At 64.2% G+C, this 16584-nt stretch carries 13 protein-coding genes; 7 read left to right on the forward strand and 6 right to left on the reverse strand.

Translation table 11 applies throughout. From position 1 onward, the window contains the following. The 3 genes from L0G76_RS08300 to L0G76_RS08310 all read right to left on the reverse strand — a co-directional run. Window positions 1-722, reverse strand: a 722-nt coding sequence (locus tag L0G76_RS08300; protein ID WP_304356826.1) for an acetamidase/formamidase family protein, incomplete at its 3' end; no start/stop codon positions are given. A gap of 66 nt (window positions 723-788) precedes the next feature. After that, window positions 789-1121 (reverse strand): FmdB family zinc ribbon protein, encoded by a 333-nt coding sequence (locus L0G76_RS08305; protein ID WP_197679684.1) that lies wholly within the window; start codon window positions 1119-1121, stop codon window positions 789-791. A 44-nt stretch (window positions 1122-1165) separates the two neighbouring features. Then, entirely contained in the window at window positions 1166-2392 is a 1227-nt protein-coding gene (locus tag L0G76_RS08310; RefSeq protein WP_304356827.1) for a site-specific DNA-methyltransferase, read from the reverse strand. 37 nt (window positions 2393-2429) lie between these two features. Between L0G76_RS08310 and L0G76_RS08315 the strand changes: the two genes are divergently transcribed. After that, window positions 2430-4085: an FAD-dependent oxidoreductase gene (locus L0G76_RS08315; RefSeq protein WP_304356828.1), complete on the forward strand. Its 1656-nt coding sequence runs from the start codon at window positions 2430-2432 to the stop codon at window positions 4083-4085. Window positions 4086-4160: 75 nt separating this feature from the next. Here the strand turns inward: L0G76_RS08315 and L0G76_RS08320 are convergent, their stop codons facing one another. Further along, complete coding sequence (locus L0G76_RS08320) at window positions 4161-5612, reverse strand: helix-turn-helix transcriptional regulator (protein WP_304356829.1); 1452 nt, start codon at window positions 5610-5612, stop codon at window positions 4161-4163. A gap of 178 nt (window positions 5613-5790) precedes the next feature. Here L0G76_RS08320 and aceA point away from each other — a divergent pair, with 178 nt between their 5' ends. Next, complete coding sequence (gene aceA, locus L0G76_RS08325) at window positions 5791-7101, forward strand: isocitrate lyase (RefSeq protein ID WP_304356830.1); 1311 nt, start codon at window positions 5791-5793, stop codon at window positions 7099-7101. Window positions 7102-7353: 252 nt separating this feature from the next. Then, window positions 7354-8958 (forward strand): malate synthase A, encoded by a 1605-nt coding sequence (aceB, locus tag L0G76_RS08330; protein WP_304356831.1) that lies wholly within the window; start codon window positions 7354-7356, stop codon window positions 8956-8958. A gap of 117 nt (window positions 8959-9075) precedes the next feature. Here the strand turns inward: aceB and L0G76_RS08335 are convergent, their stop codons facing one another. After that, window positions 9076-9672 carry a DinB family protein gene (locus tag L0G76_RS08335; protein WP_304356832.1) on the reverse strand — a complete coding sequence of 199 codons (597 nt, stop codon included), beginning with the start codon at window positions 9670-9672 and terminating at the stop codon, window positions 9076-9078. Window positions 9673-9805: 133 nt separating this feature from the next. Between L0G76_RS08335 and L0G76_RS08340 the strand changes: the two genes are divergently transcribed. Together L0G76_RS08340 and L0G76_RS08345 are read left to right on the forward strand one after the other, a co-directional pair. Continuing rightward, window positions 9806-10780, forward strand: coding sequence for a helix-turn-helix transcriptional regulator (locus L0G76_RS08340; protein WP_304356833.1), 975 nt, complete (start codon window positions 9806-9808; stop codon window positions 10778-10780). A 156-nt stretch (window positions 10781-10936) separates the two neighbouring features. Beyond that, a complete protein-coding gene (locus L0G76_RS08345; protein WP_304356834.1) occupies window positions 10937-11326 on the forward strand; it encodes a universal stress protein in 390 nt (129 codons plus the stop codon). 40 nt (window positions 11327-11366) lie between these two features. On the opposite strand, the gene L0G76_RS08350 is transcribed toward L0G76_RS08345, so the two are convergent. Next, window positions 11367-14342, reverse strand: a complete 2976-nt coding sequence (locus L0G76_RS08350) for an FAD-binding and (Fe-S)-binding domain-containing protein (RefSeq protein WP_487246999.1) — start codon at window positions 14340-14342, stop codon at window positions 11367-11369. A gap of 414 nt (window positions 14343-14756) precedes the next feature. On the opposite strand from L0G76_RS08350, the gene L0G76_RS08355 reads away from it, so the two are divergent. Further along, on the forward strand, window positions 14757-14912 hold the full coding sequence (locus L0G76_RS08355; protein ID WP_304356836.1) for a hypothetical protein: 156 nt from the start codon (window positions 14757-14759) through the stop codon (window positions 14910-14912). 441 nt (window positions 14913-15353) lie between these two features. Next, window positions 15354-16412: an inositol monophosphatase family protein gene (locus tag L0G76_RS08360; protein WP_304356837.1), complete on the forward strand. Its 1059-nt coding sequence runs from the start codon at window positions 15354-15356 to the stop codon at window positions 16410-16412. The last annotated feature ends 172 nt before the right edge of the window (window positions 16413-16584 follow it).

A 16584-nucleotide genomic window follows, 5' to 3' on the forward strand; every position in this document is an offset into this window, starting at 1 on the left:
GTGCCCTTGGTGAGGTTCTTGATGTCCTGGTTGCCGCCGTTCTCCCGCGGGGGAGCCGTGCGTGCACCTTCGGATGCGACGCGGTCGAACTCCGCATCGCTCAGCGAGCCGAGGATCGCACCCTGAGGTTCAGGAGGCAGGGCCAGGGGTGGTTCGCGGTTCGGGTCGGTGGCGATGAGGGCGGCCTCGCGGGTGTTCCACTTGCCCAGCAGGTCCTTGCTCGGGGCGGTGCCCATGAGGCCCGGGTGGACGATCCCGGTGAAGGAGACACCGGGGACGTGGCGCGATGTCGCGGTGCCGCCGGAGAAGTCCCAGACTGCTTTGTAGGCGTCGGGGAACTGGTCGACGAGGAACGAGCCGCCGTTCTTCTTCGCGAAGATTCCGGTATAGCCCCAGCCCTGCCCGGCAAGCGGTCCCTCCTCCTGCGGGATCGGCCCGACATCGAGGATGTCGACGATGAGCAGATCGCCTGGCTTCGCACCCTCGATGGCAACGGGACCGGAGAGGGCATGGACGATGTCCATCGGTGCATCGCGGATGTCATCGGCACTGTCATCGTTCTTGATGGCGCCGTCGAACCATTCGCGGCAGTCCAGCCGGAACGATTCGCCCGGCTTCACATGCACGGCTGCAGGAATGTCAGGATGCCAGCGGTTGTGACCGGTGACCGCCTGGGCGGTGAAGGGCTGAGTCGAATCGAGTGGAAATACATTGTCCGGCATTGTTCTTTCCCTTTCTTGGAGCTCCGCCCGGAAGCCGATCGACCTCAGGCGCGGGGAAGCTTGACCTCAGGCGCGGGGAAGCTTCGCGTGCCGCGGATCCCGACTCACCGGCTGCGCACGGCGACCAGAGGAGGGAACGCGCGAGACGACGGGTGGTGACTCTGCGGTCTTCTTCGTTGCGTCGATGACGCCGAAGGCAGTGCCGGAACCGGCGCCGAGGTGGGGGGCGGTGAATGCGGAGACGGCTGTTCCGCAGCAGTCGGGGCACGTCACGGATTCCGGTTTCCGGCTCATCGGAAAGACCTGTTCGGTGTCGCCGCAGGTCGTGCATCGGTAGACGTAGGTGGGCACTGGATCACTCTTCTCGAAATCATTGCCGACATATGAGTCTTTATGCATTCATACACTGTCACCAGGAAAGACTCAAGGGTGTTGGCGAGAATTCATTGCTCGGTCACTGCGATTTCGGTGAAATGGAGCTCGGGGTCGTGGCGCTTCGAGGCACGTCGGATCCGTTCCGCGGTGAGCCTGCTGATCTCGGGGAAACCGTCTTCGGAATCCGCGTCCACGAGGCTGCGCGCATTCTTCGACAGCAGGGGTTCTGGGGTTTGGACGAGGATGAACTTCCGTGAGCCTTCGTCGCGCTGGTTGGCCGCCATCACCGCCTGCGCTGTCGTGCCGGAACCGGCGAAGAAGTCGAGGACGATCGCCTCGGGATCGAAGAATGTCTGTGAGGCCACGAGGGCCTTGACCAGCTCAACCGGCTTCGGATAGCTGAAGATCCCGCCCAGCCCGAGGTCCTCGAGATCGTTCTGACCGCCCAGCGCTTTGATGATCGAGTAGAGCTTCGAGCTCGCCTTCTCAGCAGGCGTCACGCGCACGACCGCGTGCTTTCCCTGCGCTCCCCATTGGCGCAGGACGTACTCGCCGGTGCCCAACTTCGCGTCCACCTCGGCGAGCTTCTTCGCCCCCTTGACCTCGAGGATGTCCTCGTACATCAACCGGCGCTCCTGGCCGCGGGCGTAGCGGCCGAACCCGGCGCGCAGCACATCGGTTTCGACGAGCATGCGTCTGCCGTCGATGATTTCGAGCTTCGCCGGTGCCTTCTTCTCAGTCAGGAACGCACCCGCCTGGCCGCCGACTCTGCCCCACACATGGACGTAGTCGTGGCCGCGAACGAACGAGGGCGAATTGCCGCCGCCCTTCGCGCGCTGATGGATGAGGGTGCCCAGCGAATTGTCCTCGCCGAAGATCTCGTGGCCCAGCAGCTGTGCCCACGCGCTCTCACCGTCGTCGAGGTGGATGAAGATCACCCCGTCATCGCGCATGAGTTCGCGAGCGAGCATCAGGCGGGGAGTCATGAAGTTCAGCCAGCTCGCGTGATCGTGCCCGTGATCCTTGTACGCCAGCGCATTGCCCGTGTTGTACGGGGGATCGATGTAGACGATCTTGACCCGCCGGCGATGCGTGGCCAGCAGCCCGGCCAGCCCCGGCAGATTGTCCCCGACGACCAGCAGATTCTCATCGACGGCTGGAACATAGGTATCACCTTCGCGAACGAAGTGCGGACCCGCGCCGAGGTGGCCGGGGGAGTCCGCATCACCGGAGATCAGGCGTCGACCGCGTGCGAAGGCGGCGTCCTTGCCAGTCCAGTTCAGGGCCGTCGACATCCTTCTCCTTCTCCGCGATCGGTGCCAAGATTGCTGTATGAGTATTTCACGAGTAGCCGTAATCGGTGCCGGGATCGTCGGCGTGGCGCTCGCCCGCGAGATCATCAGCAGACTCCCCGAAGCCGACATCACTGTCTTCGACAAGGCCGAGCACGTCGCCGCACATCAGAGCGGACACACCTCGGGAATCGTGGATCCCGCCCTCGACGCGAAACCGGCGTCCTCGGAAGCAGCGCTCGCTCGCCGAGGTGTTGAGCTGCTGGTCCCGTTCGTGTCCGAACGCGGCATCGGCTACCGTGAGTGCGGCCAGCTGGTGGTTGCGCAGAACACCGACGAGGCCGACCGCCTCGAGGAGATCCTCGCCCACGCCGAAGCGAACCAGGTCCCGGGTGTGCGTCTGCTCGACCGCACCCAGATGCGGGAGATCGAACCCAACGCCAGGGGAGTGCTCGCCCTGTATTCTCCGCATACCGCCGTCACCGATTACACCGCTCTGACCGAGGCGCTCGCCTCCGATATCAGTGCCGCCGGCGGCACGTTCCGCTTCGGCACTGAGATCACCGGCTTTGATGTGATGAGCAACGAGGTTCGCGTGCGCATGCGCGTGGCAGCGCCCGAGCAGAGCGAGCCCGCTGCCGGCTCCGATGGCTCCGACGATGACTGCGCTTCAGGCTCCGATGGCTCCGACGATGACTGCGCTTCAGGCTCCGATGGTTCCGCTTCAGTCCGCGACGCTGACCCCGCCGCAGAATCCGACGGCGAGATCGACGATCAGGTACACGAGGCTCCGCGGACCTATCGCGGAGATAACACCAGCGGACCGGTGATCGACTTCCGCGACGAGCTGCGCAGCCGCTTCGGCTCTCAGGACTGGTTCAAACAGGTCGAAAACACGATCGGCAGCCTCAGCGACCGGTTCACCAATCCCGCATCGGGCAGCGCTCGTCCGGCCGGCGAGAGGGAGCGTGCGACCCGCGATCGTGAACGCAAGGCAGCCGGCGAGAGTGAACGCTCGGCAGCCGGCGAGCGTGATCGTCCGGACCGTGCCGAGGACACGGAGGTGTTCGACCTCGTGATCGTCTGCGCCGGCCTCCAGGCCGACCGACTGGCGGTGGCCGCGGGCTTCGACGACGACCCCCGCATCGTCCCGTTCACCAGCGACTGCTACGCCGTCGACGACTCCGCCGAGGTGGTCAGGGGCATCATCAGCACGGTTCCCGATCCGGCCTCCCCATTCTCCGAGAAATCCGTGGTCAGAGCTATCAACGATAAACTGATCCTGGGGCCGAACACCTTCGTGGCCCTGGGGCGCGAACGCTATGACAAGCACGGATTCGACCTCGGCGATGTGGGATCGACCGTCGGGTTCAAGGGGTTCTGGAAGTTCGCGGCGCAGACCGCGAAGACTGCCGTGCGCGGCGCCAAACCGGCCGTCAGCACCTCCGCCTTCGTCGACGGGATCCAGAAGTTCGTTCCCGCCGTCGATGCCTCGAACGTTCGACCGGGCACACGCGGCATCCGGGCTCAGGCGATCAATGCCGACGGCTCGCTGGTCAACGAACTGCGCGTGAGAACGCGCGGCAGGCTCACCATGGTCAGGAGCCTGCCGAAGTCAGGAGCCACCTCGGCGCTGGCAGTGGCCGAACATATTGCGGACCAGGTCCTCGGCGCCTCCGGCGATTCGACGAACTGAGGGACCCCGCCTCGGCGAACTGACCAACCCAACCTCGGCGAACTGACCAATCCAGCTTCGAAGGGTTGACTCGCCTCAGCCGGAGTGGCGTTCGAGGAACTCGTAGACCTCGGTATCGTCGACGCCCGGGACGGCGCCGGGCGGAACGGCCGCCAGCAGGGAGGCATGCATCTGTGCCGAGGGCAGCGCCTGGTTCTCCCATTTCTCGGCCAGGTCCTCGGGTGCTTGTCGGCAGCAGGCGGGATCCGGGCAGGCCGATTTGGAGCGGATCGGCGATTCCCGACCTTCGAACCACTTCACGTGGGCGAAGGGGACTCCCACGCTGATCGCGAAGTCACCGCCGGGCAGTACGCGTGCGGTGCACCAGAACGAACCTTCCGGGGTGTCCGTGTACTGGTAGTACGGGCTGAACCTGTCCGCAACGCGGAAGACCGTGCGGGAGGTGAATCGTTTGCATGCGAACTGTCCCTCGATGGCTCCGAGGGGATCCGTGGGGTAGGGCAGGCCGTCGTTCGAATACGCCTTGTGGATGGTTCCGGACCGGTGGACCTTCATGAAGTGCACGGGCAGACCCAGGTGCTCGGTGGCCAGATTGGTGAATCGGTGGGCGGCCATCTCGTAGCTGACGCCGAACATGTCGCGCAGATGCTCCACGGAGATCTCGCGCTTCTTCTTCTCCTCGGCGAGCATCGGCACGGCCGAACTCTGCGGAAGGAGCACGGCCGCCGCCAAGTAGTTCGCCTCCACACGCTGCTGCAGGAATTCGCTGAAGTCCTTTGGGGAATCGTGGCCGAGGACGTGCGCGGCGAGGCTGGTCAGCAGATGCGAACGAGGATCGGCCGCAGCATCCGCATTGGGCAGGTACAGACGATTGTTCGCGGTGTCGGAGATCGACCTGGTCGATGAGGGCAGGTCGGAGACGTAGTGGAGACTGAACCCCAGCTTCTCCGCGATCGTCGCCGTCTGCCGCTGAGACACCGTCCCCGATTCGTAGCCGGCCAGACGCAGGAGCTCGGCGGCCTGGGCCTCGAGGTCGGCGAAGTAGTTGTTCTTCTCGCGCATGTTCTCGCGCAGTTCCCGGTTGGCCCGACGAGCTTCCTCCGGAGTCGCGGCCCGGCGTTCGAGGACCTGGCCGAGCTGTCGCTGCAGACCCACGATCGCCTCGAGAGCGTCAGGCGGCAGTGACTTGATCCGCACCTGCGGCAAGCCCAGAGAGGAGTACATGGGCGAGGCCTGGTTGCGTTCGGCCTCGAGCTCGAGGGCCTGCCTGCCGTCGACGGGAGTGGGGTCGATGAGCTCGGCGACTTCGGTGTGCAGGGCCTTCGCGATCGTCGACAGGAGGGTGACAGAAGTTTCTCGCTTACCGTTCTCGATCGTCGAGATCTGCGAGGCTGCGCGCCCCACTCTCTCGCCCAGCTCGCTCAGCGTCAGCCCTCGCTGTTTGCGAAAAAATCGGATTCTTCTGCCGATGCTGAGGGTGTCTGCCTCCTGTTCGGCAGCTCCCAGATCCGTCTGATTGCTCGTCATTGCGGCTCCCATCGATGTTGTGTGCTGGTTCACACGCATTGGCAACCAGTATGACAGAACCACGAAATTTCTAAAACCGGAAAACAGGCGATTATTCCTAGCAAAAACCCCTATCGACCCTCTTGCACCCACGGCAGACTGAACTCACCAACCCCGAACGAGTAGGAGTGAAGGAACAATGACTGAGAACACCACGCAGGGCAGCCTGCACGATGCTGAGGCCATCCGTCGCGACTGGGCGACCAACGCCCGCTGGTCGGGAATCGCTCGTGACTACGAGCCCGAGGATGTCGTCAAACTGCGCGGTTCGCTGATCGAGGAGCACACCCTGGCTCGCCACGGCGCCGAACGCCTGTGGAACCAGGTCTCCTCCAGCGACATCAAGTCCGGCGAATACGTCAACGCACTCGGTGCACTGACCGGCAACCAGGCCGTTGAGCAGGTCAAGGCCGGCCTCAACGCCATCTACCTCTCCGGCTGGCAGGTCGCCGCCGACGCGAACGCCGCCGGACAGACCTACCCCGATCAGTCGATCTACCCGGCGAACTCGGTGCCGCAGGTCGTGCGTCGGATCAACAATGCGCTCATGCGCGCCGATCAGATCGAGACCTCAGAGGGTCAGAAGAACGTCGACGACTGGTTCGCACCGATCGTGGCGGACGCGGAAGCCGGATTCGGCGGAGCGCTCAACGTCTACGAACTCATGCGCTCGATGATCTCCTCCGGCGCAGCCGGTGTCCACTTCGAGGATCAGCTCGGTTCCGAGAAGAAGTGCGGCCACCTCGGCGGCAAGGTTCTCGTCCCGACCTCGCAGCACATCCGCACCCTCAACGCGGCTCGCCTGGCGGCCGACGTGGAGAACGTGCCCAGCCTCGTCATCGCCCGCACGGACGCCGAGGCAGCGACACTCATGACCTCGGACATCGACGAGCGCGATCAGCGCTTCGTCACCGGTGAGCGCACCGCTGAGGGTTACTACAAGATCAGGAACGGCATCGAAGCAGGCATCGCCCGCGGACTGTCCTTCGCTCCCTACTCGGATCTGCTGTGGATGGAGACCTCCACACCCGACCTCGAAGCTGCCAAGCAGTTCGCGGATGCGATCCATGCGGAGTACCCGGACCAGAAGCTGGCCTACAACTGCTCACCATCGTTCAACTGGCGCAAGCACCTCGACGATGCCACCATCGCGAAGTTCCAGCGCGAGCTGGGAGCCATGGGCTACAAGTTCCAGTTCATCACCCTGGCCGGCTTCCACGCGCTCAACTACTCGATGTTCGATCTGGCTCACGGCTACGCCCGGGAACAGATGACCGCATACGTCGATCTGCAGGAACGCGAGTTCGCTGCCGAGGAGCGCGGCTACACCGCGACCAAACACCAGCGTGAAGTCGGAACCGGATACTTCGACCTGGTCTCGACCGCACTCAACCCGGAGAGCTCGACAACTGCTCTGACCGGTTCGACCGAATCCGCTCAGTTCAGCTGAGCCTTCGGTGACCCGACCGGTCACGCGACGACTGACGCCGGAGACGGCGGTGGACTGGTCGTCCAGTACCCGGTCACCTAGTACTCGGCGCGGATCGACAGCGTTTTCACGGGGTTTGCACTGTTGATCCGCGCCGGCACACCGGCACACAACACAACCAATCACAACCTCGGCGACACCAGCACCACCACCGCAATCCACATCAGCAGCACACATCAGCAGCACACATTCCGACGGGTGAGGAGAAGCCCCATGTCTCACATCACGATCAACGCCCCCATCGAACCCGGCTTCGACACAATCCTCTCGGAGTCCGCCCTCAACTTCATCGCGGCACTCCACGATCGCTTCAGCGACCGCCTGGGCAAGCTGCTGGGAGTCCGCGGACGTCAGGCACAGAGCATCCGGAACGGCACGTTCCCGAGGTTCACCCCCGACACCGCAGGAATCCGGGCCGACACCAGCTGGAAGGTCGCCGGCGCGACCGGAGCTCCCGGCCTCGAGGACCGACGCGTCGAGCTGACCGGCCCCGTCTCCGAACCTGAAGTCATTGCGGCGCTGAACTCTCATGCGTTGGTTTGGCTCGCCGACCTCGAAGACGCCACCAGCCCGACCTGGGCCAATGTCATCGGCGGACAGCTCAACCTGTTCAACGCCATCCGCGGCAACCTGCCGGGCGTGAACAACCGTGTCCAGCCCACGATCGGCCTTCGCCCCCGCGGCTGGCACCTTCCCGAGAAACACCTGATCCACGTCGATGACCAGGGCCGCGAAACAGAGACCTCGGGCGCCATGGTCGACTTCGGCCTCTACTTCTTCCACAATGTCCGCCGGCTCATCGACAACGGCTCGGGACCGTACTTCTACCTGCCGAAGCTCGAGTCCTTCCGCGAAGCACGACTGTGGAACGAGATCTTCGTCTTCGCCCAGGACTACATGGGCATCCCGCAGGGAACCATCCGGGCCACGGCTCACATCGAGACGATCACCGCCGTGTTCCAGATGGAAGAGATCCTCTGGGAGCTGCGCGACCACTGTGCCGGTCTCAACGCGGCAGGCTGGGACTACCTGTTCTCGCTCGTGAAGAACTTCCGGAACTCCTCGAAGTGGGTGCTGCCGGATCGCGAGCACCTGACGATGGGACTGCCGCTGCTGCAGGCATTCGCCGACCGGCTCGTCTCGACCTGCCACCGCCGTGGAGCGCACGCGATCGGCACCATGAGCAACCTGATGACCACGCACCCGGATCGGGAGTTCGTCGCCTCGGAGATTGCGCTGATGCGCGAAGACAAGGCTCGCGAAGCCTCACGCGGCTTCGACGGCACCTGGGTGGCCGAGCCCGGACTGGTCGACGATGCGCTGGAGGTCTTCGATGCGGCACTCGGTGACAAGCCGAATCAGCTCGACAACCGCCGGGTCGATGCCCACGCCTGCGCCGAGCATATGCTCGACGTGTCAGGACTCGACACCACCGTCACCGAGGCGGGAGTTCGCCTGAACATCCGCGTGGCCATCGGCTACATGAACGCGTGGTTGGGCGGCAACGGCAACGTGGCACTCGAGAACCTGCTCGAGGACGCCTCGACCGCTGAGATCTCCCGGTCCCAGATCTGGCAGTGGATCCGTCACTCGGTGACCCTGGACAACGGAAAGCAGCTGACCCGCAACCTGGTGGAGCGGTACATGGGTGAGGAGCTGGCAGTCATCGAGCGTCACCCTGCCGATCACTACACCGAGGCGGTCGAGATCTTCCGCAAGAGTGCACTCGAAGAGGACTTCCCCGAATTCCTCACGATGCCCGCCTACAGCGACCACCTGGTCGACCGGGTGTCGAAGGGCACCGTATACGCGGCCTGATCTCATCCGCCGGCACTACCAGACCCACCGGCGCTATCAGCCCCATCGGCTACCCGAATGTCGGGCAGCAACCACTCGACAGGTTGCTATCCGACATTCGGGTTTCTCTATTCCGGCTCAGCTCCACTCCTCGGGTGGCCAGGGCTGGCCGTCGGCCTGGGCGTTGAGCTGATAGGCGATCGATCCGTCGATGGATTCGCGGATGATGTCCGCGTGCCCGGCGTGGCGAGCGATCTCGGTATTGAGATGGCACAGGATCCAGCGGACGTTCATGACGAAGTCCTTGGGCATCCACGGATTGCCGGGCGTCGGCACCACGGTCCCCAGGTCGATTCCGTTGTCCGCGACGGACTGACGGGCCACGTCGATCTCGGTCATGCTCTTCTCGAAGATCGCAATCACCTCGGCGATATCGAGGTCGGGGAGACCGGATCCGTCGAACATTCCGTTGAGGCCGAGTCCGTCATTGATCGTCGGATACTCCTCCTCATCGATGTGGCGGGTCGGCTCCTTCACCTGCTGCAGCCAGCCGTTGATGACCTGCGCCGCATGGGCCACCAGGCCGGAGATGCTCAGTGAGCTGGCCGTCGGGGTGCTGCGGGCCTGGTCATCGGTGAGCCCCAGCGCGGTGAGCTTGAGCTGCGTACACTGCTGTTCGAGGAAGGAGAACAGGGCGTCCGGTTCGGTCGTGACGGAAGGTGCGAAGAATGGCATGATCTCTCCTGATCGTCTGCTGGTGATCCGGTGATTCGGATCCTTGATGACAGTCTCCGCTTCAATGCGGAAATATACTTGCCGCAATGAGAAGATACTCGAGCAATTTTGGACAGAGAACGGGCGGCCGTCGATGAGCGCTGACTCCCGCCTGCTGTCGCTGCTGGGGATGCTCGCCTCGGGGCGGACCTACTCCGCGACCGAGCTGGCCACGTACTTCGCCGTCACTGCGCGCTCCATCCGCCGAGACGTGATGATTCTGCGCGAGCTCGGTTACGTCATCGAATCTCTCCCCGGTGCAGGCGGCGGCTACCGGGCCCAGTCGCGAACGGTGCTTCCCCCGCTGCAACTCGCAACCGGTGAGGCGCTGGCCACGGCTGTCGGCCTGGCACTGCTCAACGGTGCCGGGCTGGGCACGTCGAACGCCGACTCGGCGACCGCGAAGCTGCAGCGCATGCTCCCACCGGCGATGCGCGAGACGATCGGGGACATCAGCACGGCAGTCTCCGTTCTTCCCGGTCACGAGCCCGGAGTCGACATGACGGCGGTCATGACGACCGCCTCGGCGATCGCGTCCCGGAGCATCCTGACCTTCACCCATAAGAAACGGAACTCGGCCGGCAGCTCGCGGGCGAAGCCGATGGAACGGCGGGTGGAACCTGTCCGGATGGTCGTCCTCGGCGCGCACTGGTACCTCTACGCCTGGGACCTCACCCGCAGCGATTGGCGGGTCTTCCGCCTCGACCGCATGAGCGAGGTCCACGAAACGACGTTCGCCTTCGCCGACAGGGACCACCCCGACGCCGAGGCGGCCGTGAGTTCCGCCGTCACCACCGACGCGTACCGGTACACGGTGATCCTGGATGTGGAGGCCTCCGCAGCCGAGGCAGAATCGTGGTTCCCGACGAGGACGGCGACGATCACGACGACCGCTGACGGTGCCCGCGTCGAATTCGGCGTCGAAGACCTCAGCTGGGCGGCCGTGATCACCGCGGCGACCCCCGTGCCCTTCCGCCTCGTCGAACCGCCGGAACTGCTGACAGCGCTGGAGGAACTCGGTGAGCGAGCGACCCGTGTGAGCCGGTCCGGCACGACCCGTCCCGACTGAGCAGCGATGTGCGGCAACGGCCACCCGAACCTGCAATAGCGTCGTGCAGGGCGCGCTTTTGCAGGTTGGGGCAGCCGGCAGCAACGATGACCGCTGGATGTCCTCACGGTGATACGGGAATGAACGAATCAGAGCGGAGCTAATACACTGGTCGATATGACGATTCTCATTGGCTATCTTCCTGCTCCTGAGGGTGAGGCGGCTCTGCGCGCGGGTTTCGCAGAGGCCAAACTTCGGTCGAGCAATGCTGTCGTGATCAACTCCCAACGACGCGGAGCCAGTGGGACCCCGACCGAGATCGACCAGGACGTCATCGACCGCATCGTCTCCCTCGGCAAGGAATCGGACGTCGAGGTCGAGGTGCTCCAGCCCGATCACGAAGACGACCTGCCGGGAACGCTGAACGACCTCGTGGAAGAACACGATGCCCAGCTCATCGTCATCGGCCTGCGCAAGCGCTCTGCGATCGGCAAGTTCATCCTCGGCTCGCAGGCACAGCGAATCCTGCTCGAAGCCGAAGTCCCGGTCCTCACAGCCAAGGCCTGACGCCAGGCGTGGGCCGCCTGAGCGAGTCTGAGCCTATAGCCTAACGTGCAGGTTCGAGTCCCCAGCCCCAGGCGAGCAGCTCCGGCAGTGACACGCCTTGGGCGTCGCTGAGGTCGGTAATCTGAGTGCGGCAGGAATAGCCATCGGCGAGGACGACTCGGGTGCGGTCACCGTCGTCGGCAGCTCCTCCTGTCCCCGCAGCTCCTCCGGCTCCGACTGCGTTCGGTGCCTGATGGCGCAGCGCTTCCTGCTCGCGCAGCGCCGGGAGCAGAGCCACCTCGGCCACGGCGACCGAGGTGTCGTAGTGGCCCTCTTCGACACCGAAGTTCCCGGCCAGACCGCAGCACCCGCCCAGGAATTGAGATGCGGCACCGGTTCTGGCCAGCAGCTCCTTGTCCGCGGCATTGCCGAAGATCGCCGTCTGGTGACAGTGCGGTTGGACGAGCGCCTCGACCCCGTGCAGCCGTGGCAGCTCGGCGCCCACGCTGAGCAGATACTGGGCGAAGGTCTGCACGCGTGGTGCAACCCGGGCCGAGGCCTCATCGGCCAAAAGCTTCTGCGAATCGTCCTTGAGCGTCGCCAGACAGGAGGGTTCGACCCCGATGATGGGCACATCCCCGGTCGCATCGAGTGCGCTGATCGTCGCGCCCAGATTCGCCTTCGCCGCATCGAGCTGACCGGTTGAGATCAGCGGCAGACCGCAGCACACGGTCTGGTCGATGACGCGCACGGTGACACCCGCACGCTCGAGCACGGCCACGGCGGCGGCGAGGATGCGCGGCGCGAAATGATTCGACCACGAATCGGCGAACAGAATCACCTCACGGGTCTTCGACCATCGACCCGCCGACGTTGCATCCGACTGCGCGGGCCCTGACTCCGGCGTACCCGAATTCCCGGGCCCCACCTCGGCGGCGGTGCCGTCAGCGGTCTTCCACCACTTCCGAAACGTCGTCGACGCGAACTGCGGGATGGATCTGCGAACGTCGATCCCGGCCAGCTTCTTCGCCACGGTCGTCAGCCCCGGCAGGCCCGAGACCCGGTTGACCACGGGAGCCAGCGGCGTGACTACGCGCGCCAGCTGCGGCAGGAAGCCGAGCGAATAGTGCTTCATCGGGCGCAGTCTGCCCTTATAGGACTGGTAGAGGACCTCGGCCTTGTACGTGGACATGTCCGTGCCCGTGGGGCATTCGGTGCCGCAGGCCTTGCAGGACAGGCACAGGTCGAGGGCATCGGCGACCTCCGGCGACTGCCACGAGGAGTCGAGGAGGTCGCCGGACACCATCTCCTGCAGCACCCGGGCACGACCACGCGTGGAGTGCCGTTCATCGCGAGTGGCCTGGTAGGACGGGCACATGACCTCGCCACCGGCGGCGGAATCGGCGCGGCACTTGCCGATGCCGGTGCACCGATGCACGGCAGAGGCGAACCCCGCCGACTCTCCCTCATAGGCCATCGCCAAGGTGCCGGGCAGCTCTTCTCGCAAGGGCAGCTGGGTCAGTCGCAGAGACTCACTCAACGCATCCGGATCGACGATGACCCCGGGATTGAGCAGATACTGCGGGTCGAAGAGCTCCTTGACCTCCTTGAACAGGTCGATCACCGCCGGGGGATAGACGAGGCGCAGCAGCTCGGACCGGGCCCTGCCGTCGCCGTGTTCACCCGAGACCGATCCGCCGTAGCGCGCCACGAGCTTCGTCGCCGCGACCATGAATGTGCGCATCACCTCAGGGCCATCGGGATCCTCAAGCGGGAAATCGACGCGCATGTGCAGGCAGCCGTCACCGAAGTGACCATAGGGAATTCCCCACAGCCCATGCTCGGTGAGCAGATCCATGAGATCACGCAGATAGTCGCCGAGGTGGTCCACCGGAACCGCGGAATCCTCCCATCCGGCGTGGGCGTCGCGTCCGTCCGGGGTGCGGGAGACGAGGCCGGCACCATCGGCGCGGATACCCCACACCTCGGCGGCGGCCTGGGCGCCGAGCACCGCAGAATCCACGGCGTTGGACTCCCTGATCAGGCGCTTCGTCTCCTCGACGAGCTCGGCTTCATCCTCGCCGGTGAGTTCGACGACGAGCCAGCCAGCGCCTTCGGGCAACTGGGGGACCGCCTCGGCGCCCTTGGTGTCGATGACTCGATCGAGCATGCGCGAATCGAGGCCTTCGCAGGCCGCGACCGGGAAGTCCTTCAGCAGCGGAGCATCATGTGCGGCGGCGACCATATCCTCATATCCGAGCACCACCGCCGAGGTGTGGGTCGGATCCTTGACCAGGCGCATCTTCGCGGCCAGCACGATGCCCCAGGTGCCCTCGGTCCCGGCGAAGGCCCGGCGCAGGTCGAAGTCGTTCTCCGGCAGCAGCGATTCCAGCCCGTACCCGGAGACCTGCCGAGAGAAGGTGCCGAGGTTCGTCCGGACGGTGCCCAACTGCTGGGCAACGAGTTCGTGCAGACGCGGGAACTGCTCGGAGGAATCGGTGTCGTCGAGGGTGACGATCGTGCCGTCGACGAGCATGACCACCAACGCGAGGATGTTGTCGCCGGTGCGACCGTAGCCCAGCGCGCGTGGCCCGCAGGCGTTGTTGCCGATCATCCCGCCGATCGTGCAGCGAGTGTGGGTGGAGGGATCCGGGCCGAAGCGCAGGCCGTGTGGCCGCGCCTGGGCCTGCAGGTGAGCGTGGATGCATCCCGCCTCGACCCAGGCGGACTGTGCGTCGGGGTCGAGCGAGAGGACCTCGTTCATGTGGCGGGAGAAGTCGAGGATGATGCCCGTGCCGATCGCATTGCCCGCGATCGAGGTGCCCGCGCCGCGACTGGTGATGGGCACGCCCAATCGGCGCGCGATCGCCAGTGTGCGCGAGACGTCGGCCTCGTCGCGCGGGAACACGATGACCTGCGGCACCAGGCGGAACAGAGAAGCATCGGTGGTGTAAGCGGCACGGTCGGTGTCATCGACGCTGAAGTCACGGACGCCCGAGGTTCGGAGCTCGGTCGAGAGAGCATCGGCGAGGGACATCTCTGTCTCCGCAGACTTCCGAGGTGCACTGGAGCTGTGAGCCAATGTGGTCATGTCCGCATTGTGCCACTTCAGCTGCCAGTCGGATACTCCTTCAGTCGTGTGTGGGATGGTGCCCACTACGGGCGGGATGTTCCACCGGCGGGTTGCAGGATCCTCGGAAACGTTATTAAAACGTTATATCGAAAGGTTAAGATACTGCATCAATTTCTTTGATTCGGGAACTATTGGCTTATTTTCATAGTGGTGGTATTTAATGGAACTACATCATTAGCTGGCATCGAGCCACAGTCGTAAGTAAGGGAAGAAACCATGTCGCGTCGTGCCCGTGAATTAACCGTTGATCAGACAGCCTTAGTTGGTGCAGTTCGGAAGGTTTCTCGTCAGCGAGCCAAAGTCAATACCGATTACGTGATGGCGATTCTTCGCGCTCGTGAAGAAGGGGCAACCTTCGGGTCCATCGCGGAGGCTGCCGGGACCTCATCGCAGGCGGTGCAGGAGATCGTGCGCAGGCATGGTCAGGTGCAGCGCCCCGAAGGTGCACAATCCGCACCGGCACCGGCGAAATAGGGTCACAGCACTGCCGCAGTAGCGTCTGCCGACCGATGGTGCCCCGAGGTTGCCGTCCCGCCTGCGGGTCACAGTGACGTGATTCGCACAGGCACGGGCTTCGGGTGCTCAATGGTGACTTGAGTCATTCTTTTCATCACCATCTGATAACAAGAGTTCTTTATTGTGGAATTCATGTGAAGAGCATGCACATGGCATTAATGACATGGGTGGTCCGGGGCGTTGGAACGCCTGCCGGGTCGAGCGCTCATGTGATCGAGATGTCGGTCCTCAGCTTGTCCGGTTCGGCTCGCGTTCGTGAAGGACAGTGGTGCGAATTCGACGTCGTGATCTCACCGGAATCCGCCCTCTATGCGGCTTAGATACAAGAAGTACACACTCGTGGCCGTATTGCAGTGTTGTTACAGAAAAGAGCTGGTGAGAGCCGACTAGAGTGGAACCATGAGCTCAGAGACCGACCTTCTGCCCCGTGATGTCAGCGATCTGCCATTGATCAGGATCGCTTCGGATCTGTCCACGATGGCGTGGGAGCAGATGGTGGCCTGGCGCGGCTCCCTCGGCGCGCGGCTTGATGCCTCGGTCGTGGATACGAAGACCTCACCCAACGATCTCGTGACTCTCGCAGATGCGCAGATCGAATCACTCGTGCGCGGGTACCTGGCGAAGGTCCGCCCCGGCGATGCCATGGTCGGTGAGGAGGGGGCTCCGGCACTGGACCCCACCGAATTCTTCGACGCTCAGTTCCTGCGCCGGCTCAGCTGTTTCGATCCGAGCGGCAATGACCTCCTGGACATGAGTGATCGCAGCCAAGATGCGAGTGACGGCGGCCGTCCCCTGGAGTGGCATGTCGATCCCATCGATGGAACCGTCAACTATGTCCGCAACATCGAACACTATGCGTTCTCCGTCGGCGTCTGTGAGGCCGACGAAGTCCATGGGCGAGGCCTGGGCGAGGACCGTTGGCTGATCGGTCTCGTCGCCTCTCCGGGGCTGAATGCCACGTGGTTCGGGGCCAAGGGGCGCGGCGCCTATCGTGTCGAAGGGCGCCTGTCGGAGGGCGGCGCCTCGGCGTCGGCCAGCGAGACGGCGTCGGCCAGCGAGACAGTGTCGGCCAGCGAGACAGTGTCGGCCCTTGGCTCGGAGCGGGGCGTCCGCGCGCAGCGACTGCGTGGCACGCCCGCCGGGCTCTCCGGGCGACTGCTGGCGACCGGTTTCGCCTACACCGGCGGCAACCGCAGGCCACAGTTGGCGAAGCTGTTCACGCTGATGGACGGCTATGACGACATCCGCCGGTGCGGATCGGCGGCCATCGACCTGTGCATGCTCGCCGAAGGTAAGGTCAACAGCTATGCCGAGCGCGGTCTCGGGATCTACGACTACGCCGGTGGCGGCGTCATCGCCGAAGAGGCCGGTGCTTATGTTCACCGAGGCGGATCCGGTGGCCCCACGGCGGCCGCGGAGTCCGAACAGGAAGTTCGTCGGCTCATCGCCTCGATCTGATCGACTCATCGCCTCGATCTGATCGACTGCTTCCCTCTGGGCGGACCTTGACCGGCCGATGGTCTACTACCTTCGTTGTCAATGTGAGATGAATAACGTTAGATTACTGTCACGTATTGTGTGAAGCTTAGGCTAAGCTAATTCACGGTTCGTGTTCATCTGACATCAATGA

The sequence above is a fragment of the Brevibacterium picturae genome, assembly GCF_030453725.1.
Lineage (GTDB): Bacteria > Actinomycetota > Actinomycetes > Actinomycetales > Brevibacteriaceae > Brevibacterium > Brevibacterium sandarakinum_A.